The 20,890-nt window shown below is 44.1% G+C and carries 17 protein-coding genes; 13 read left to right on the top strand and 4 right to left on the bottom strand.

All coding sequences use genetic code 11. The features are described from left to right. Positions 1-119: 119 nt before the first annotated feature. A complete protein-coding gene (gene nadK / locus FNC98_RS11245; RefSeq protein WP_143581328.1) occupies positions 120-1,001 on the bottom strand; it encodes an NAD(+) kinase in 882 nt (293 codons plus the stop codon). Between the two features lie 336 nt (positions 1,002-1,337). Between nadK and grpE the strand changes: the two genes are divergently transcribed. The 7 genes from grpE to FNC98_RS11210 all read left to right on the top strand — a co-directional run bounded on the left by grpE (position 1,338) and on the right by FNC98_RS11210 (position 8,978). Further along, positions 1,338-1,925, top strand: a complete 588-nt coding sequence (gene grpE, locus FNC98_RS11240) for a nucleotide exchange factor GrpE (protein ID WP_409574581.1) — start codon at positions 1,338-1,340, stop codon at positions 1,923-1,925. Between the two features lie 195 nt (positions 1,926-2,120). After that, entirely contained in the window at positions 2,121-3,176 is a 1,056-nt protein-coding gene (locus tag FNC98_RS11235) for an HD-GYP domain-containing protein (RefSeq protein WP_143581326.1), read from the top strand. Positions 3,177-3,353: 177 nt separating this feature from the next. After that, positions 3,354-5,276, top strand: a complete 1,923-nt coding sequence (gene dnaK / locus FNC98_RS11230) for a molecular chaperone DnaK (protein ID WP_143581325.1) — start codon at positions 3,354-3,356, stop codon at positions 5,274-5,276. Positions 5,277-5,396: 120 nt separating this feature from the next. Beyond that, positions 5,397-6,533: a molecular chaperone DnaJ gene (gene dnaJ, locus FNC98_RS11225; protein ID WP_143581324.1), complete on the top strand. Its 1,137-nt coding sequence runs from the start codon at positions 5,397-5,399 to the stop codon at positions 6,531-6,533. A 346-nt stretch (positions 6,534-6,879) separates the two neighbouring features. After that, entirely contained in the window at positions 6,880-7,341 is a 462-nt protein-coding gene (locus FNC98_RS11220; protein ID WP_143581323.1) for an RNA methyltransferase, read from the top strand. 114 nt (positions 7,342-7,455) lie between these two features. Next, complete coding sequence (locus FNC98_RS11215; RefSeq protein ID WP_143581322.1) at positions 7,456-8,193, top strand: tetratricopeptide repeat protein; 738 nt, start codon at positions 7,456-7,458, stop codon at positions 8,191-8,193. A gap of 227 nt (positions 8,194-8,420) precedes the next feature. Further along, positions 8,421-8,978: a SixA phosphatase family protein gene (locus FNC98_RS11210; RefSeq protein WP_143581321.1), complete on the top strand. Its 558-nt coding sequence runs from the start codon at positions 8,421-8,423 to the stop codon at positions 8,976-8,978. A 33-nt stretch (positions 8,979-9,011) separates the two neighbouring features. Here FNC98_RS11210 and FNC98_RS11205 read toward each other — a convergent pair whose 3' ends face one another. Beyond that, positions 9,012-9,479, bottom strand: coding sequence for an Lrp/AsnC family transcriptional regulator (locus tag FNC98_RS11205; RefSeq protein WP_143581320.1), 468 nt, complete (start codon positions 9,477-9,479; stop codon positions 9,012-9,014). Between the two features lie 272 nt (positions 9,480-9,751). Here FNC98_RS11205 and FNC98_RS11200 point away from each other — a divergent pair, with 272 nt between their 5' ends. The 4 genes from FNC98_RS11200 to FNC98_RS11185 are packed head-to-tail and all read left to right on the top strand — an operon-like array spanning position 9,752 to position 12,433. Next, complete coding sequence (locus tag FNC98_RS11200; RefSeq protein WP_143581319.1) at positions 9,752-10,378, top strand: elongation factor P hydroxylase; 627 nt, start codon at positions 9,752-9,754, stop codon at positions 10,376-10,378. Continuing rightward, positions 10,371-11,516, top strand: a complete 1,146-nt coding sequence (locus FNC98_RS11195; RefSeq protein ID WP_260680348.1) for an ATP-NAD kinase family protein — start codon at positions 10,371-10,373, stop codon at positions 11,514-11,516. Before FNC98_RS11200 ends, FNC98_RS11195 begins: the two co-directional genes overlap by 8 nt. A gap of 30 nt (positions 11,517-11,546) precedes the next feature. Continuing rightward, positions 11,547-11,819: a YfcL family protein gene (locus FNC98_RS11190; protein WP_143581317.1), complete on the top strand. Its 273-nt coding sequence runs from the start codon at positions 11,547-11,549 to the stop codon at positions 11,817-11,819. A 50-nt stretch (positions 11,820-11,869) separates the two neighbouring features. Further along, positions 11,870-12,433 carry a YSC84-related protein gene (locus FNC98_RS11185; protein WP_143581316.1) on the top strand — a complete coding sequence of 188 codons (564 nt, stop codon included), beginning with the start codon at positions 11,870-11,872 and terminating at the stop codon, positions 12,431-12,433. Between the two features lie 16 nt (positions 12,434-12,449). Here FNC98_RS11185 and mnmC read toward each other — a convergent pair whose 3' ends face one another. Beyond that, complete coding sequence (gene mnmC / locus FNC98_RS11180) at positions 12,450-14,564, bottom strand: bifunctional tRNA (5-methylaminomethyl-2-thiouridine)(34)-methyltransferase MnmD/FAD-dependent 5-carboxymethylaminomethyl-2-thiouridine(34) oxidoreductase MnmC (RefSeq protein WP_143581315.1); 2,115 nt, start codon at positions 14,562-14,564, stop codon at positions 12,450-12,452. Between the two features lie 208 nt (positions 14,565-14,772). On the opposite strand from mnmC, the gene fabB reads away from it, so the two are divergent. Beyond that, positions 14,773-15,984: a beta-ketoacyl-ACP synthase I gene (gene fabB, locus FNC98_RS11175; protein WP_143581314.1), complete on the top strand. Its 1,212-nt coding sequence runs from the start codon at positions 14,773-14,775 to the stop codon at positions 15,982-15,984. A gap of 317 nt (positions 15,985-16,301) precedes the next feature. Further along, positions 16,302-18,527, top strand: a complete 2,226-nt coding sequence (locus FNC98_RS11170) for a hypothetical protein (RefSeq protein WP_143581313.1) — start codon at positions 16,302-16,304, stop codon at positions 18,525-18,527. Between the two features lie 923 nt (positions 18,528-19,450). Here FNC98_RS11170 and FNC98_RS11165 read toward each other — a convergent pair. Beyond that, the gene (locus FNC98_RS11165; protein WP_143581312.1) at positions 19,451-20,851 is read right to left on the bottom strand and encodes an MBL fold metallo-hydrolase RNA specificity domain-containing protein; all 1,401 of its coding nucleotides are present in this window, start codon (positions 20,849-20,851) and stop codon (positions 19,451-19,453) included. Between the last annotated feature and the right edge of the window lie 39 nt (positions 20,852-20,890).

The raw sequence follows: 20,890 nt of genomic DNA, 5'->3' as shown, positions 1-20,890 counted from the left end.
AGTTGTGCACAAACTTAGTGGGATTGGTATAAATCGCTTCATTTTAGTCGGTGCAAGGGCGTAGTTTAACGCATAAATATCGACGTCAGTGGCAGTCATTGCATCGCTGGATCAGTTTGTTAGTAAATCTTGTTACCCCAACTTAATTTACTTCTCAAAACATTGAAATAATCATGATCAAGCGGGTGAACCAATCTTAAGGTTTGCTCGCATTTTTTAATGATGATCTCATCACCCGGCATAACCGCAAGAATCACATGACCATCGCAACTGACTTGTAAGTCTTCCGAATTATTGGTGGCAACAACAAGTTTTAATACCGAATCGCCATCTACGACAATCGGTCTTGATGTCAGGGTGTGCGGGAACATTGGCACTAGGGTAAGCGCGTTTAGATTTGGGGTTAATATCGAACCACCCGCTGACATGCTATAAGCCGTAGAGCCTGTTGGTGTTGAAATGATCAAGCCATCGGAACGCTGAGAGAACATAAATACATCATCAAGATAGACTTCAAATTCCATCATCGATGCAACTTTACCCGGGTGAAGTACTGCTTCGTTTACCGCACTATTGGCACTTTTTAATTTGCCGTGGCGGTAAACTTCCGCCTGAATTAAGAATCGATGCTCGGTTTTCGATCGTCCCTGGAGGATTTCCTGTAACGGATCGAATAGGTTATCTGGAGAGATATCGGTCAGAAATCCAAGGTTACCTCGGTTTACACCAACGACGGCAATGTTATAGCGCGCCAGAACCCTTGCAGCACCAAGCATATAACCGTCACCACCAACAACAATGGCAAGGTCTGCCAATTCACCTATCTCGGTAATGTCGCGAGCTTGCTTAGAAGCCAGTTCGATTTGTCGGGCAACGGTATTTTCCACCAGTACCTGATAACCTTTATCGGATAAAAAGGTTAATAGAGACTTTATTGTCGCCAGGGCGCCACTGTGATCGGGTTTGCCAATCAGGCCGATGGTTTTGTATTGTTGTGTCATGTTATTTCAGCGTATTTTTGCCCGTAACTTGCGGGCTTTTAACAATAATTATTCTAATAGTGGCAGTGTCGCATAAAAATTTCCCAAGTAATACCAATCCCATTAAATTTTTGCCCAACTGAGAGTTAGGGCTTAGGTTGAGATTCAGCATAGATTTCATTGATATCGTCGTTCTATTTTAGTGGGATTGGTATAAAGAAAGATTTTTCTTATCGTTAAGGCTTGATCCTATTTTTTCAATCCCCATAATTACCAGCAATACAGGTTTTATTGGAGTTATCAATGACGACTGAGTCAAAAAATCACGGCGAAGAGACTGTGAAAGCACAAGCTGAAATGGAAGAGAACACCGAGCAACAAGCTGCCGAGGAAGTGGTTGCAGAAACCGCTGAGCAAGCGGTTGAAGGTGAAGTGGTAGAAGAGCAGGTAGTTGCAGAGCTTAGTGAAGAGCAGCAAAAGATTGCTGAGTTAGAGCAAAAGCTTGCAGCAGCACAAGCGACTATCGATGGTCAGAAAGACTCTGTGATCCGTGCCAAAGCTGAAGTTGATAACATTCGTCGTCGTTCCGCTCAGGAAGTTGATAAAGCTAAAAAATTTGCTTTAGAAAAATTTGCCGGTGAATTATTAGTCGTTGTCGATAACCTTGAACGTGGTCTTGAAAATATCGATAAAGACGATGAATCAAATAAAGCGATGATTGAAGGTATCGAATTAACGCTGCAAAGCTTGTTAGCAGCTTTGGATAAGTTTGGCGTTAACGTGGTCGACCCGAAAGACCAACCCTTTAACCCGGAATTACATCAGGCAATGTCAATGCAGCCAGTTGAAGGTGTTGACGCAAATACTGTGATCGCAGTCATGCAAAAAGGTTATGAGCTAAATGGCCGTTTATTGCGCCCAGCCATGGTAATGGTTTCTAAATAGTCTATTACCCGGAAACTTAAAAAGGCAGATCTTCGGATCTGCTTTTTTTTATCCGCACTTTCTCGAAATCGGATTCCATGAACTAATATTGGTTATACCAAGGCTTATAATAAGTAAATTAGACAGTTAAGTAACTTATTAATACCCTTGCTATTATTTCAATAAGTTAATTTTTTACGGGGGAAATTGAGGTCTATGGAGCCAAAGGCGACCATCTTAATCGTCGATGATAACCCGGAAAATATTGACGTTCTCAATGGTATTTTAAAACAACATTATCGAGTAAAAGCGGCATTGTCGGGGCAGTTGGCGTTAAAAATCGTCGCCGGACCCGATAAACCGGATTTAATTCTTCTTGATATCATGATGCCAGGTATGGATGGTCATGAAGTCTGTCGCCTGCTCAAAGCCAATCCTCTTACCGTCGATATTCCGGTGATTTTTATTACCGCAAAAACGGCTATTGAAGATGAACAGGTGGGGCTGGAGCTAGGCGCTGTCGATTACATTAGTAAGCCGGTTAGTGTGCCGATTGTTTTGGCTCGGGTGAAAACCCATTTGTCCTTGTATAACCAGCAGCGTGAACTTGAACTGAAAGTTAAAGAGCGCACCCGGGAAATCGAACAGACCCGGCGTGAGATCATTGACCGCCTCGGACGAGCAGCGGAATACAAGGATAATGAAACCGGAATGCATGTTATTCGCATGAGTCGTTATTCCAAGCTTTTAGCGGAGCAAATTAATGCGCCGGATAATTGGGTCGACATTCTTTATAACGCCGCACCAATGCATGATGTCGGAAAAATCGGCATTCCTGATAAAATTCTGCTCAAACCCGGAAAGCTCAATGATGAAGAGTGGCAGGAAATGCAGCGCCACGTCCAATATGGCGCTGACATTATCGGTAAGCACTCCTCAGAATTATTGCAGATGGCGCGCGAGATAGCTCTGTACCATCATGAAAAATTTGATGGCAGCGGGTACCCCCATGGCACGATAGGCGAGGATATTCCTCTAAGTGCGAGAATTGTTGCTATCGCCGATGTCTTTGATGCTTTGACCTCAGAACGTCCCTACAAAGAAGCCTGGCCATTAGATAAAACCTTTGAATATCTGCAGAATCAGGCGGGTAAGCATTTTGACCCGGAATTAGTGCCTCAGTTTATTGCCTGTGAACAACAAATTCTAGAAATTATGGAGCGTTTTGCTGACCGCAAAAGTGAAGAGAGCCAGCAAGTCTCGTCCTCTTAATCAACGACCGAATCCTCTTAGAAACCCTCAATATTGATAAATCCGCAATTTTTTTAAGGGATTTACCACTTTTTTTCATTTTTTTTCATTCTTCCCGTTGAAAAATAAATAGCCGTCCCCCACTAAAAGAAGTATCAAATTTTTTATCATATTTTATGTTTTTCGGAGATCCTCAAGATGGGCAAAATTATAGGTATTGACCTAGGGACTACTAACTCATGTGTTGCTGTACTAGACGGCGACAAAGTTCGTGTCATTGAGAACGCAGAAGGCGATCGCACGACTCCTTCAATTATTGCTTACACGGCAGAAGGTGAAACCTTAGTTGGTCAGCCAGCTAAGCGTCAGGCAGTGACTAACCCTGAAAATACACTATTCGCGATCAAGCGTTTGATCGGTCGTCGTTTTGAAGACAAAGAAGTTCAGCGTGATATCGGCATCATGCCTTTTGGTATCATAAAAGCCGACAACGGTGATGCCTGGGTTGAAGCAAAAGGTGAGCAAATGGCGCCACCACAGGTTTCTGCTGAAGTTCTTAAGAAAATGAAGAAAACGGCTGAAGACTTCTTAGGTGAAGAAGTTACTGAAGCGGTTATCACAGTACCTGCTTATTTTAACGATTCTCAGCGCCAAGCTACGAAAGATGCTGGTCGTATCGCAGGTTTAGATGTTAAGCGTATTATCAATGAGCCAACCGCTGCGGCTCTTGCTTACGGTATGGATAAGCAACAGGGTGACCGTGTTGTTGCGGTATATGACCTTGGTGGTGGTACGTTCGATATCTCTATCATCGAGATTGATGAAGTTGAAGGCGAGCACACCTTTGAAGTACTTGCGACTAATGGTGACACTCACTTAGGTGGTGAAGACTTCGATAACCGTCTAATCAACTACCTTGTTGAAGAATTCAAGAAAGAGCAGGGCATGGATCTAACTAAAGACCCACTGGCAATGCAACGTCTGAAAGAAGCGGCAGAGAAAGCTAAATGTGAGCTATCTTCAGCACAACAGACCGACGTAAACTTACCGTACATTACGGCTGATGCTTCAGGTCCTAAGCACATGAACATCAAAGTAACCCGCGCTAAGCTTGAGTCTTTGGTTGAAGACATGGTTAAAGCAACCCTTGAGCCATTAAAAATCGCTCTACAGGATGCTGATTTATCCACCTCTGACGTTACTGACATTATCTTGGTTGGTGGTCAGACTCGTATGCCTCTTGTTCAAAAAGCAGTTACCGATTTCTTCGGTAAAGAGCCACGCAAAGACGTTAACCCTGATGAAGCAGTAGCTTCGGGTGCTGCGGTTCAGGCAGGCGTTCTTTCTGGTGACGTTACTGACGTACTTCTACTTGACGTTACGCCACTATCTCTTGGTATTGAAACCATGGGTGGTGTGATGACTAAAGTTATCGAGAAAAACACCACGATTCCTACTAAGCAATCTCAGGTGTTCTCAACGGCTGAAGACAACCAGGCGGCGGTAACGGTACACGTTGTTCAGGGTGAGCGTAAGCAAGCATCATTGAACAAGTCTCTTGGTCAGTTCAACCTTGAAGGTATTGACCCAGCGCCTCGTGGTATGCCACAAATCGAAGTGACTTTCGACATCGATGCTGATGGTATCCTGCACGTAACGGCGAAAGACAAGAACACAGGTAAAGAGCAGAAGATCACTATTAAAGCCTCTTCAGGTCTGTCTGATGATGAAGTAGAGCAAATGGTACGTGATGCGGAAGCCAATGCTGATGCCGATGCCAAGTTCGAAGAGCTGGTAACGGCTCGTAACCAGGCTGATGGTCTTGTCCATGCGACGCGCAAGCAGGTTGAAGAAGCCGGTGATGACTTGCCAGCTGAAGATAAAGACAAAATTGAAGCGGCAGTAAAAGAGCTTGAAGATGTAATCAAAGGCGAAGACAAAGAAGCCATCGATGCTAAATCGCAAGCGGTTATCGAAGCATCTGCAAAATTAATGGAAATCGCTCAGGCAAAAGCTCAGGCACAGGGCGCTGAAGCTCCACAGGCTGATGCAGAGCAGGCACAACCAGCAGAAGACGTCGTTGACGCTGAGTTTGAAGAAGTTAAAGACGATAAGAAGTAATTGATATAATTCACTTATCCAGCGCCTGGAATGAATTCAGGCGCTACTTTTAGCCAATGAAATAAAGCGCTCTATTGTTTAGCGCTTTATTTGTTTTAACCAATAAGCAGTACAAAGACTATGGCAAAAACTGATTATTACGAAGTGCTGGGTGTCGCCAAGGATGCATCTGAGCGCGATATTAAAAAGGCCTATAAACGCCTTGCAATGAAATTCCATCCGGATCGCACCAAAGGCGATAAGGAAAAGGAAGAGCAATTTAAAAAGGTTAAAGAAGCCTACGAAGTGCTTAATGACAGTCAAAAGCGTGCGGCTTATGACCAATATGGTCATGCCGCGTTTGAACAAGGTCAGGGCCCCGGTGGCTTTGGTGGTGGCGCTGATTTTGGCGATATCTTTGGCGATGTATTCGGCGATATTTTCGGTGGCGGTCGTGGTCGCGGGGGCCAGTCTCGCGCCCGTCGCGGTGCAGATTTACGTTATAACCTTGACATGTCTTTGGAAGAAGCGGTTAAAGGTAAAACCGTTGAACTTCAGGTCCCTACTTACGTAAGTTGTGAGCCTTGTGACGGTAGCGGTGCTAAGTCTGGTTCTTCGGCATCAACCTGTCCAACCTGTCATGGTCATGGTCAGGTGCAAATGCGTCAGGGGTTATTCGCGGTGCAGCAAACCTGTCCAACCTGTTCAGGTAGCGGTAAGGTGATTAAAGACCCTTGTAACTCTTGTCACGGTGAAGGTCGAGTTAAAAAGACTAAGACACTTTCGGCAAAAATTCCAGCTGGCGTTGATACCGGCGATCGCATTCGCTTAACTGGCGAAGGTGAAGCAGGCGAGCATGGCGCGCCTCCGGGTGATTTATACGTTCAGGTTAATGTTCGCGACCATAATATTTTTGTTCGTGACGATAACCACTTGTACTGTGAAGTACCGATTGGTTTTACAACCGCAGCGTTAGGCGGTGAGATTGAAGTGCCGACTTTAGAAGGTAAAGTCAAACTGAAGATCCCTAAAGAAACGCAAACCGGCAAGATGTTCCGTTTACGTGGAAAAGGGGTGAAATCGGTACGCAGTTCCATTACCGGTGATTTGATGTGTAAAGTTGTGGTGGAAACCCCGGTTAACTTAACATCAGAGCAGCGGGAATTGCTGGAAAAACTCGAAGAGAGTATGGGCACAGGTAAAGATGCTGCCCGATATCGTCCAAAGGAGCAGGGCTTTTTTGACGGTGTGAAGAATTTTTTCGACAGTTTAAAATAAGTTAAAAGCAGGCTCCGGCCTGCTTTTTTGCACAGGGATGTGCTTAGTCGAGATATTGCCTCCATGATATCTCGACATTCAATACATCCCTGTATCTTTCCTCCCGCACCATGGATGGTTACCTACAAGGATGTAGATATATCGATTGTGTCTGGAACTGACAATCGATTCAAGGGAGGGTTTGCACATGGACATACTTAGTCGAGATATTGCCTCCATGATATATCGACATATAGTAAATCCCTTTACTAATCCTTACGAGCCATGGACGGTGCTAGTAAGGGTTTGCACAAGTGCTGGATATCCATTTTAGCTACGTGGCAATATTTGTGTCAGAAGAGAACGTATGGCCAGATTAAAACAAACCTACCCACAAGACGGATTTTTTGGCATTGGCATTGTTAACCAAAAAGATCCGGAAAATATTGGCACCCTGTGGCGCAGCGCATATATTCTCGGTGCTTCATTTATTTTCACGCTCGGCAGCAAATATAAAAAGCAAACCTCAGATGTGGTTAATGCCTGGCAAAAAATCCCATTATTTCATTATCAGGATATTGACGATTTAATCGCTCATCTGCCCTATGATACGCAGCTTGTTGGTGTAGAATTGGACGATAAAGCCGTCGATATTGGTAAATTTCAACATCCTCACCGTTGTGTGTATTTGCTCGGCAATGAGCAGTCAGGGCTCACTCGTGAGGTTATGGATAAATGCCATCGCCTGATTAAACTGCCTGGTGACTATAGTCTTAATGTCTCGGTGGCGGGTTCTATCGTCCTTTATGATAGGTTAAACAAAATCTAACATAACTTTTAAGTGCTAATGCTAAGCAGGTTTTGCCCCGATTTAAATTTCTGGGTATGATAAGTCTATTAAATTTTTCGTACATTGTAATAAAACACCATAGAGAGTGAGTTTATGTCCGTAATTAAAAAACATTTTTCCATGCTCATCGCTGGGAGTATGTTGTCTTTATCTCTTTCAGCACCAGTTTTGGCCGATTATGATGACGCCGTATATCATATGAATCGTGGCGAGTTTACGTTAGCGATTGAAGAGCTAAAGCCTTTGGTTATGTTAGGTTACCCACCAGCGCTTTATCAGCAGGGGGTGTTGTATGAAAATGGTTTTGGTGTTCAGAAAAATCAGCAAAAAGCGTTTAAGTTATATGAACGAGCTGCCGGCAGAAGTGTTCCCGAAGCACAATTTGCTGTTGCGCAAATGTACAGTGAAGGACGTGGCACAGAAAAAAACCTGAAAAAAGCGTTTATTTATACCAAGCGAGCAGCTGAAAAAGATTTGGTTGCCGCCCAGTTTAATCTTGGTGTTATGTTCCAAAATGGTACGGGTACCTCCCAGAGCTATCACAACGCCGCGATTTGGTATGAGCAGGCCGCAAAACGTAATTATGCGCTGGCACAATTTAACCTCGCTTTACTTTATTACGATGGATTAGGCGTTACCAAAGACATCGAAATGTCTTACATATGGAATCGCGTTGCCGCCTACAATGGTTACAAACCGGCTGAGCAAAGTATGGCTATGGATGCAAAGGAATTATCTCGAGAGCAAATCAAACGAAGCCGGGAACGAGCGGAAGAGCTTTACTTAGAAATCTCTCCGAAAGAAGAAGAGCTTTTCAACCCTTACCAATAATTCTTGCCAAAAACCTTGTCGATTCCCATTGCTCTTGCAGAGCAATGGGAGCAACTCCTATCACCAAATGCGGCCGCTATACTTATACCAATCAACATTAATTGCTGATTGCACAGCAATTTTTCGAAAGGGAATATTTCTCTGGTTAATTCACCTAATATTGTTGATATAAAGTAAGTAAAGTGAATTGGTATTAATCTCATGAACAGCGCTTTATCTTGCACGTTATGAAAATTCTGCATCTCGTGCGCCATGCGAAATCAAGCTGGGAAAATTCTGGTTTAGATGATATTGAACGTCCTTTGAATGAAAGGGGGCAGGGTGATTGTCAATTAATGGCGCCTGTTCTTATGGATATAGGTTGCTGCTTTTCAAACGTCTATTGTTCTAATGCCAGTCGCGCCAAACAAACGTTACAGCGTATTAGTGAACATCAGTTTGAACCGGGCATGGAAAGGATCATAAGCGCTGAACAGCTTGCGGATACGACATTAGAACGGGACTTGTATACCTTTAATTGGTCTGAGGTTCTGGATTTTTGCCAGGCACTACCCGAAAACCTTTCTGAGGTTACTCTGGTTGGTCACAATCCAGCTTTCACTGAGCTGCAGAATTATCTATCCATCGACCAAATAGAACATCTGCCTACCTGTGCCTACGTGCGACTTGAATGCGCCGTTAATAACTGGCTGGATCTAACGGCAAGTTGTGCAAGGACTCGTTATTTCATTACCCCAAAAATGCTCAAGCAAGGCAGGGAAATACGTCCATTCGCGGTGGCGTAAACAGCAATTGTCGACAGAAGTCAGGCACTGGAATTAGGCGCTAAAATTTGGCATGACGGGGCTGCGACTGTGCTCAAATACCAACGAGGTTTCAACATTAGTCACTTCCTCTCTGGATGTAATGGCTTCAAAGACGAAACGGCGCAGATGCTCGGTATCTTTTACGGACATATGGATATAGAAGTCGAAGGCACCACCCATATGAAACATACTGACGATTTCTGGCAATTTTAGTAATTGGTCACGAAGATCGTTGACGATTTGTTCCGAGTAAGGCTGTAATTGAATGGCGGCAATTGCCTGGATATTACCACCCAGGGTCTGGTAATTGACATCGATTACAGAGTTACGAATGACTCCGGCAGACTTCATTCGTTTGACTCTTTCCAGACAGGTGGACGCGGCAATACCAATCTTTGCTGCAAGCTCTTTGTTGGTGATATCGGCATCTTTGTATAGCAAGGTGAGGATTTGCTGATCGACCTCATCGAGTTTCTTCATCGCAGGTTCCATTTCGTCTGATAGTGCGCTAATCGTATTAGGGTTAAATAATAACTGATAAGGGGTTGGCCTTTAAAGGGTTTTATTTTGTGAGCTAATACCAATCCCACTAAGTTTTTGCACAGCTCAGAGTTAATGCAGCGGTTCATTTACAACAGAGATTTCATTGATATGGTCATTTTATATTAATGAAGCTATGCCATTGAGATAGCGCCCGGCAACGGCTAAAATAGCCGCACTTTCAATCATCCTAAAACGCTTTTAAGGCACAGATGCAGCACGATATTAACGATTTGATTGCCATCTTCAACAATGAGTTTTCATTGTCTGAGAATACCCGCTTGATTCGCGGTGACGACGAGCCGGTATATCTGCCTGCTGATGAGCAAACCTGTTACCATCGTGTTATCTTTGCCCATGGTTTTTATGCCAGCGGTTTACATGAAATCGCCCATTGGTGTATCGCCGGTAAAGAACGTCGGTTGCTGGAGGACTTTGGTTACTGGTACGCCCCGGATGGTCGTAATGCCCAGCAACAGGCGGCATTTGAGAAAGTGGAAATTAAACCTCAGGCTATTGAATGGGCATTTTGTGTCGCCGCTGGGTTTAAGTTTAATGTCTCGGTCGATAACTTGAGTGGTATCGAGGTCGATCGGGATGCATTCAGGTCATCTGTTCATGCGCAGGTAGAGCAATATCTGCACTCGGGATTCCCACCACGGGCACAGCAGTTTATTACCGCGCTGCAAAAATTCTATGACCGGGATGAAAAATTAAAAATTGAGCATTTTGCTCTAAATAGCAACAAAAAGGCCGGTGAAGTGTTGGAAAAATCGTCGCTAATACCTAAATGCGATGGTGCAGTTACTTCATCACTGGAGACACCTTGTTATGTTTAAATTAGGCTTTTTGGTCAATCCAATTGCTGGAATTGGTGGCAGTGTCGCGTTTAAAGGCAGCGATGGCGAGGATATTGCCAAACAAGCAAAAGCGTTAGGCGCAGAACCGAAATCAAACCTTCGTGCCAAGCTGGCTTTAGAGGTGTTAGTTCCCTATAAAGACAAGATAACCATCTATACCGGCAATGGTGATATGGGTGAAGAGACCGCTCGCTCACTTGGCTTTACGGTTGAGGTTGTTCATCACTACCAAGGTGATAATTCCACCGCTTTGGATACCGAAGCCCTTGTCGAAGCTTTGCAACAACAGCAAGTAGATTTATTACTGTTTGCCGGTGGTGATGGTACGGCTCGTAATGTTTGTGCAAAAGTACAAGGGTTTTTCCCTGTGCTTGGGATCCCCGCCGGAGTTAAGATCCACTCTGGTGTCTATGCGTTAACGCCAACTGCTGCAGGACGAGTGGTTGAGGAAATGGTGAATAATGAGCTGGTAAGCTTTTTAGAAGCCGATGTCATGGATATTGACGAAACCGCATTTCGTCAGGGTATTGTTAAAGCCAGACGTTATGGTGAGATGCAGATACCCAGTCATTTGCAATATATTCAGGCGGTAAAATCCGGTGGTAAAGAAACTGATGAATTAGTCTTGATGGATATTGCCGCGCATATTATTGAGCAAATGGATGAAGAGCTTTTCGTGATGGGCTCGGGTTCTACGGTTGCGGCAATTATGCAGGAAATGGCTTTGGATAATACCTTGCTTGGCGTTGATTTGGTGCAGGAGCAGGATTTAGTGGCTCAAGATGTCACTGAGCATATGCTTTACAGTGCGCTGCATGAAGCCAAAGAGCAGGGGCAGGATGTCAAATTGGTGATTACCGTTATTGGCGGCCAGGGGCATATTCTTGGCCGTGGTAATCAGCAATTGAGCCCACGAATCATTCGTACCATTGGTAAAGACAATATTTTTATCGTTGCCACTAAGCGTAAGTTACAGGCCCTGGATCACCGTCCATTGATTGTTGATAGTGGCGATCCAACCCTCGATGCCGAGCTAAGCGGTTACTTGCCAGTGATAACCGGTTTCCATGATCAGGTTTTATATCCTGTCGCCAGCCCGGGCTTATTACACGCCTGATATTAATTTTATTTCGAAGTAAGAATTCCTATGTTAGACAATGTAAAAACCTTAGAACAGCTATGTGATTATTTTGACGGTCTGATTGAGCTCGACGACGCCGATCTTTTATTTGCCAGCAGTTATGTACGAGGGTTCATTATGATTGCCGCCGCAGCTTTTGGCGGCGATGAGCAGGTGTTATCTGCAGAATTGGCAGACCAGGTAAGTAATGACCTGCACAATGCCAGAACCGAATTAACGCCGCAGGACAAGGTGATTGTCGAGAACTTCTGGCAGCAAATCCAGCCTTGCTTTTCGTAAGCTCATCAGTGCATTATCTTTGCTACAACAGAATAAAAAGAGAGTTGAACATGACTAAATTAAAAAGCCTGAGTTACCTGTTATTGTGCTTTGTATTGAGCGCATGTGCGTCGATGGGAGATGGCAGCAAACAGGAAAAACAGCAAAAGATCCTGTCAATGAAAAACCAGGTTTTAACCCAGCTTTTCAAAGAAAAGCCTCACAGCCGCAAAGTGGTAGAAGGCGCTAAAGGCTACGGTGTATTTAGCAACGCCAATATCAATTTATTATTGGTTTCTGCCGGCACTGGTTATGGTGTCGTTAAAAATATGTCAACTCAGCAACATACCTACATGAATATGGCTGAAGGTGGTGTTGGTCTTGGTATGGGCGCTAAAGATTATCGTATTGTTATGGTTTTCCATACGCAAAAAGCCATGAACCATTTTGTTGAAAATGGCTGGACCTTTGGCGGTAACGCTGATGCTGCAGCCGTGGCTTCAGATAAAGGCGCTTCCATTGAAGGCGAGGCTTATTTTGGTGATGTTACCGTTTATACTTTCACGGAAAGTGGCCTGGCGCTACAAGCCACCGTCAAAGGTACCAAGTTTTGGGTCGATTCCGAACTAAACTAAGTGCATGCCTGCTCAACTACGAAACGCGATTGCGAATTAAATCGCGGATAATAAACCGGTTAGGGGAGAGCTGAAACAATTGCTCGGCGCTAACCGGATAGGCTTCATTAACCAATTCGCAGGCGAGGATCTCGCCAAGCAAAGGCGCACTGCATAAGCCCCGTGCGCCCATCCCCGTCATAATATAAAGCCCGTCAATTACAGGCGGCGACTGCTCAAACCGCCAGTTTTTATCCTTGCTCAAATGTTGATAGGTTTGCTTATGCCCTTCGACATCGGGCATGGCACCAACCACAGGCAGGTGATCCGGCGTACAACAACGTAATCTCGCTTTCGCTCCTTTAACGTCATCGATATTCCAGTTACCAATGTTACCGAGAAGTCGGGTCAGAGTTTCCAGGTTATACGCATCATCTGCGTCCCGCGTCGATGTATCACTATCCCTTTTATCAAAGGTAGCGCCAATACAATGTAAGTCGTTTACCGCGGGTGTGAGATAACCTTTGTGACAAATAACGGCTTTTAAATTTTCGCTGGCAGTGGTTGTCTGAATTTGGCTTACCTGACCTCTGACTATCGATAAAGGCAAGGCATCGGCAATATCTAAACTCAAGGTATCAGCGCCTGTGCATAAAACTAACGTCTGGATTTGCTTTAGGCCTTTATTGGTATTTAACAAAAATCTACCATTGACCATTTTCTCGATAGACTCCACCTGAGTGTTGTATTTAACTTTGCATTGACCGATTTGCTGAGCGGCAGCAAATATCGCTTTAACCAGCTCTGGAGGAGACACCCAACCGGCCTTTGGTATCCATAATCCAGGGTGATTAATCGCCATGCCAGAAATCGCATTTGCCTGTTCAGCATCGATAACCGAAATTAATGTTTGTGGCCATACCGGCTTGTTTTTAAAAATTTCTAATCGCTGCTCTAATGCCTTTTTGTAAGCAACTTCAATCAAACCATCAAAACCATGGGTATATTCAAACCCTTGGGATAACAAGTCCTGATAAAACTTTATCGCGTAGTCAAAGCCCGCCTGATAAAACTCGCTGATTTCATCTTTTTGTTGATGTAACAGCGGATAAATAGCGCCGATAGCGTTGGCGGAAGCGCCTTGAGCCAGTTCTTTATCCTGGCAAAACACATTGACTTTAATGCCGCGCTTAACGAGCGAGTATGCAGCACAGGCACTGGCAAGCCCGCCACCGACAATAGTGACATGCTGAGGTTTATTCGGTGATACCCGGCATTTATAACCATTTAAGTTATCTTCTTTAGGAAACCCGGTATAGGTTGCCACCAGAGTTTGGGATTTATATTGCTGATGTTTCTTTCGGGTAACGGCAAATCCTTGTTCCTGCAGGCCGCGGCGGACGATACCGGCAACAGTAAAGGTTGCTAAACTGGTGCCGGGTTTTGATAAGCGCCCAAGTTGCATAAACAGGCCTTTGTGCCACATCTTTGGGTTTTTCTTTGGCGCAAAGCCATCGAGAAACCAGGCATTTACATAATCAAATTTGTCTGGCTCAATGCTCGCGAATGCGGCGGTGGCATCCTGTAAGTGAATCATTAATTTCACCTTGTTTTCGAGCATATTGATGGTCAGGATTTTGTCGATGCTGTTCGATTGCGGGTTTTCTAAGTGACCATTATCCAACTGGAGTTTACTCAATTGATACTGGGGTAAAAACTCATCGGTAAAATCTTTGAACTCAGGCCATAGGGCTAATGCTTTCGCTAAATCTTGCTCCGTCATCGGATACTTTTCAGTCGTAATGAACTGCAGTTGCCAGTGAGGTTCATGGACTTTGGAAAATTCGACAAATCGTTGTAATGTCAGAAAAAAGTTCAGACCCGTGCCAAAACCCGTTTCACCAATTACAAATGGTGAGTCGGTTGTGCCATTTTGTTGTTGATATTCGAGCCACTGGTTATCTAAATCATTGCCTTCGATGAACACTTGTATACTTTGTGAGCAGCCGTCCTGATAATCGAAATAAATATCATCGAACAGACTTGAATAGGGCAGGCCGTTGTTGTCAAATTCAATCTGTGCAGTTTCGATATCAGAATTTCCGGAGCTTTGAGAATTGATTTTTTGCTCGCTGGGTTTGGGTTTGCTCAAGGTTGTGCTTTCTCCGCAAGTGGGTTAGCTAACGAATTGTCAGGACAGCGAATTTTACCTCGTCAATGCAGTGCTCACCAGAGGTTTTACAAAACCTTCTCTTGACACCGCTGCTATTGGGCGTACAGTCGTACACTGGATAGACCAGATTTTTCGATATTCATAGTATCATAGCCGACAATTAACAGATGAAAATGGTTAAATAAGAATGAAACGAGTAGTGATTACAGGTATGGGCATTGTGTCCAGTATCGGCAATAACGCAGAAGAAGTTTTAAATTCATTGAAGAATGGCAAGAGTGGTATCAGCCGTTCAGAAAGCTTTGAAGAAATGGGATTGCGCTCTCAGGTTTGGGGTAAGCCAAACATTGACGTTGCCGAGCATATCGATCGTAAAGTAATGCGCTTTATGGGTGATGCCGCAGGTTATGCGTACATCGCCATGGAAGAAGCCATTAAAGATGCCAAGCTGACCGACGATCAGGTATCTAATTACCGTACTGGTCTGGTAGCAGGCTCTGGCGGTGCATCATCAGCAAACGTGATTAAGTCTACGGATACCTTGCGTGAGAAAGGCGTAAAACGAGTTGGTCCTTACGCGGTGCCAAAAACCATGTCGAGCACCTGTTCAGCATGTCTGGCAACACCATTTAAAATTCTTGGTGTTAACTATTCAATCAGCTCTGCCTGTGCAACCTCTGCACATTGTATTGGTCACGCCGCTGAGCTTATCCAGTTAGGCAAGCAAGATATCGTATTTGCTGGTGGTGGTGAAGAGGTCGATTGGTCTCTAGCTATGATGTTTGATGGCATGGGCGCACTTTCAACCAAATACAATGAAACGCCTGAAAAAGCGTCTCGTACCTATGATGCAAACCGCGATGGTTTCGTTATTTCTGGTGGCGGCGGTATGGTTGTTGTTGAAGAGTTAGAACACGCTTTAGCCCGTGGTGCTCACATCTATGCTGAAATCGTTGGTTACGGTGCAACCTCTGACGGTTACGACATGGTAGCGCCAAGCGGTGAAGGTGCGATTCGTTGTATGCAACAAGCGATGCACGGCGTTGACGGTAAAGTTGATTATCTAAACACTCACGGTACATCAACACCTGTAGGTGATGTAAAAGAGCTAGGCGCGATTCAGGAAGTATTTGGTACTGACTCACCAATGATCAGCGCCACTAAAGCAATGACAGGTCACGCCCTTGGCGCTGCAGGTGTTCACGAAGCGATTTACACCATGTTAATGATGGAGCACGGATTTGTAGCGCCTTCAGTAAATATTGAGACCCTTGATGAGCAAGCTCAAGGCCTTGATATCGTCACTGAAGCCAAACCTGCTGAGATCAATTTAGCCATGTCTAACAGCTTCGGTTTTGGTGGTACAAACTCGACATTGGTGATGAAAAAATATCAGTAATGTGATAAGTTAAAACCCAATATTTAAGAAGCCAAGTTCAACTTGGCTTTTTTTTTGGGAAAATCAACGGACTGGCTCAGATGGCAGAATCTGAAGCTTTGTTTCATTAATTTTCTAACGTTGCCAGCAATGAATTTGCGCAACGCATTTTGAAGTCTGATTGCAAACTTAATTCAACGTTTAAGCAACAAACTGCAAGTATGGTTGAATGGTTTTTAATCAAGTGAATGTTTTTTCGTTCAAACAATAACATCAGTGCTTGAACGTCAAGTGTCTCCATCGACACTTGTATAAAAAGAAAAATTGGAAGGCAAATAATGAAAATCTGGCCCTTAATTATGTCCACTTGCTTGTTGACGGCATGTGGAGGCGGCTCTGGTGGTGGAGAAAGCAAAACAACGCCACCTGTTACTCCTGAACCTGAACCCCTGGTAATCACCGAGGATAATTATGATGAAATAGTTATTCAATCGGTCCTTGGCTATGAAGCGGCAATGGATATTTCCCGTTTGCTTGAGTCTGAGTTACTTTGGGTATTGAACCAATATGATTCAATACTAAAACGAGATTGTGCCAACGGTGGAAGTGTTCAATGGGCATTTAACTCGCGTCAGTATGACTCGGGCTCCGCGACTTTTACCTATGATAATTGCGTCAATAAAGATGCAAACTCAGCATCCTCTGTCTTTAACGGGCAGGTGCGAATTGATTACCAAATCATCGAAAGACAGGCTGAATTAACGGAATTAGTTGAGCAGCAAAAACTTACTAAGATAAAAACTTCTGACGTAAATCATTATAAGATTAACGTTTCATCAAGTGATTTCTCATTTCGTGAGTTTGAAGGTCTGTTAACGGCTCATGTTAATTTTGATTTCAGCACAGATGTTGAACAGACGTGGCTCGCAGATTCTGAAGACCAATTGAGTTTTAAATCGAGAAATATCGATATTTCTTTGATTGATGTAAAAGTTACCAACTTTTTTGATTTTAACATCAGTGATGCAGCCTTAACGCAATCACAAAACTTTATTCTCAATGATGAGCCTGTATATTCCGCAGAGTTCAGTGGAACCTTTGAAAACGTAGCTGAAGATATCAAAGGTGAACTGACCGCTGAGATGACAGTGCCTGCGCAATCAGACTCTTATTACAATTTGCTTGATGAAATAACGGGCAATTTAGTTTTGAGCACAGAGGACGGGCAGCGACTTGCTACGTTTATAAGCAAGTACAATTCTACCTCGATAGCATTAGATTACTCCTCTATCGCAGGTATTTCGACAGGTGATTTATTCGAGGAAAATCTGTTAGAGCTTTTGTCTAACCAGTCACTGTTTGAGCAATCCAACCGATATACGCATTCTGCGATTATTGATATCTCGCCTGACGTTTATGAAAAATTATCAAATGGCGAGGAAATAACGTTAACGTTTAACCATGGTGTCGAGGTCAACTCACCATTATCGGATGGTGCATTAGCGGATTACAGCGTCGTAAAAGATCAAAACAAGATGACCCTAACGCCGTTGACCAATATTGAAGACGGTTTGCATCGCTACTCGTTGTATTATTCCAACTCGCCGGGTAATCCTCAGTCTTTAGACTTTTTATTCGGTATTCCAGGAGAAATTAAGCACTACGATATCAATATCGGTGAACTTATCACTTATTCTCAAGAGCAAGTGACGTCTGCCGTGCAGACATATTCAAATAAGGCACAATTTCAGGCTTTTGTTCCAAATACCCGCGAGATATTGAGAAAAGACGATTTGTATGCACCATTCATTCAGCTTTGTAAATTTGAACCTGAAAATAGAATCTATGCGCTTGGGCAAAACCAAAGCCAGGATCAGTTACTAGAGTTCGATTTGGATAATCTGCGATTGATCAACATTCATGAATTGGGCGTTGAGTACCAAGAGCTTGAATGTCAGCAGACAAAAATCGTGTTGAAAACGGTTGCCAGCCGCGATAATGATTATTCAGTCCGATATGGCATGTTTGATATTGAGGACGATTTTCATTATCCACTAGCTAAGCTCAACGACGAATTTATCGATTATCAAGTTATTTCCAATGCAATCAATCCGCTCGATAGCAAAGCAATGATCCAGCACATCATCAATCGAGATGGTGAAGGTCTATTGCGAGTGATTGATTTCTCCGGAGACGCATTGCAGATAGATACTCTATCGGGAGTCTTACCTTATACCAATCGATACCCTGAATACTTAGTTTATGTTAACAAGAATGCAAAACACCTGTATTGGGGAAGCTTTGTTTACAATCTGGAAACCTATGAGCAGGTATTTGATTTTGAATCGTTAAATGCTGGCGAAAAAATTGAATTTAGTGATGCAACACTAGGGGTGGTGGTAACCAATCATGCCGTTTATGATGCGTCTGACTTCTCCGTTATCCAGCGACTTCCTGAGCTACCGCGAGGGACCTGGCAGACTGGCTCTGACAATCAGCTTATTCGCAAGTTAGATGACAGAACCTTATACGTTGTCAGTTTAGAAGCGCAGCCAGCAACTTAAACGCTATGAATTAGTGTTTTGTTAAATTTTAAAGCCAGGATTAACCTGGCTTTTTTGTGTTTGCTATTTAATTAGGTTTTGATATTAATCTATTGATCAGTCTGTGGTTGTTCGTTTTTTATAGAGTGGTTGGGTTGTTTAAATGATAGTTTGATTAAAGCGATACTATTGGGTAACTTATCTACTCGGCCAACGGCTGGTTAGAGCGATCTGGACTCATTGAACCTCCCGTTATCTCTTTACTTTCTACCGTCATCCCGCACTTGATGTGGGACCTCCTATCGCGTGCTGTGATCCTATTTATTTCAACTTCTTAACTAAAGAACTAAGTAAACAAGTCTCAGTACACCGAAAGGGGATCCCGTGTCGGAGCACGGGATGACGGAGTATATAAACGGGATAGCGTATGACTCTTGCTGGCACTTCAGAGACGTTCGGCTCTAGCCAAGATTCCCTGTAGTTTCAGGGAATGACAAAAGGCTTTTTGCTTTTACTCGAAGCGACGTTTTGTGTCGCGGGTACAGAATTTCGGTTCCAGACAAATTCTGCATACCAACGTCCATGTCGGTAACCCGGAACAATCTTTGATTGTGTGCTCGGAGTGGCATTTTCTGCCACGTACCCGGAGTATCGTTTGCGATACGTACTCAGGGAGTTTTAACTCCCGCTTGTGGCACATCAGAGACGTTCGGCTCTAGCCAAGATTCCCTGTAGTATCAGGGAATGACAAAAGGCTTTTTGCTTTTACTCGAAGCGACGTTTTGTGTCGCGGGTACAGAATTTCGGTTCCAGACAAATTCTGCATACCAACGTCCATGTCGGTAACCCGGAACAATCTCTGATTGTGTACTCGAAGTGACGTTTTCCGTCACGTACCCGGAGTATCGTTTACGATACGTACTAAGGGAGTTTTAACTCCCTTGTTAAAACGCAACAACCTGCCCTTGAGCCGGGATTTCACAGTGGATTCCTAGTGACTGCCAAATCTTGTCACTTAAGGTATCCAATGCATCAGCTTCGCCATGCACCAATATCACACGAGGGTCAGGCTTAAAGTTTGCCAGCCAATCGATTAGCTCTTGCTGCCCGGCATGAGCGGAAAAGCCCCCCAGGGTTTCAATGCTAGCGTTAACCTGTAAATCTTCACCAAAGAGTTTGATGTTTTTGACGCCATCAACAATGGCCCGTCCGGGCGTTCCCTGAGCCTGATAGCCGACGAATATCATGGTATTACGCTTATCCCAAATGCGATGCTTAATATGGTGAGTGATACGTCCACCAGAGCACATGCCGCTGCCGGCGATGATAATGGCATGGTTTTTAATGTTGTTGATTGCCATTGAATGTTCAGGTTCCTGAGTCAGATGCAACGAAGATATAAAATTTTTTAGTAAGGTTGCATCACCATCGGATAAAGATTGCACGCCCTCACAATCGAGGGTGGTTAGCCAATGATCGTAAATGTGGGTAACTTCAATGGCCATCGGACTATCAAGAAATATGGTCCAGTTATCCAAGGCTTGTTTTTGCTGCAGTTTGCCCAGATACAGCAATAATTCCTGGGTACGACCAACCGCAAAGGCCGGAAGTAACGCATTGCCATTTCGTTGGTATGCGTCATGAAGTATTTGCTCGAACTGGCTCAGGGTATCATTCAGGTCGCGATGATTTCGATCGCCGTACGTTCCTTCCATCATCACCAGGTCGGCTTTATCCAGAACCTTAGGATCGTTCATTAGCAAGGTTCCCTGCTTACCAAGATCGCCACTGTAAACCAGGGTTTTGATTTTGTCGCGTTCGTTAATAGTTATCCGAGTGATGGCCGAACCGAGAATATGACCGGCATCAAACAGGCAGACACTGATGGTGGGCGTTATAGCAAAAGGATCCTGAAAGGCTTTGGGCCGGCAGAGATCGATTACGGCTTTAATGTCTTCGATACTGTAATTTTCGGTTAGCAATGGTTTGCCTTGTCGTTGGTTTTTACGGTTGATGCGCTTTAAATCGTTTTGATAGAGGCTATAGGCATCAAACAACATAACAGGCAGAAGTTGCGCGGTTGCCGGGGTGCAATAAATAGCTCCGCTAAAACCCTGATGAACCAGAGCGGGCAGCCGGCCACTGTGATCAAGATGTGCGTGGGAAAGTATCACCGCGTCAATCGTTGCTGGATTGAAATCGAACGCTTGTGATTCAAGGTGTCGCCTGCTGCGGTTACCCTGGTGTAATCCACAATCAAGCAGGATGGAATGATCACTTGCTCGCAATAGATGGCATGAACCGGTAACTTCCTGGGCCGCGCCATAACAGGTAATAGTCGCCAAATGATGCTCCTGTAACTTAGTGGAATTGATATTGAAACC

Source organism: Thalassotalea sp. PS06, assembly GCF_007197775.1.
GTDB lineage: Bacteria > Pseudomonadota > Gammaproteobacteria > Enterobacterales > Alteromonadaceae > Thalassotalea_A.
The sequence above is the reverse complement of the archived record's forward strand: the minus strand, read 5'-3'. Positions and strand labels throughout refer to the sequence as shown.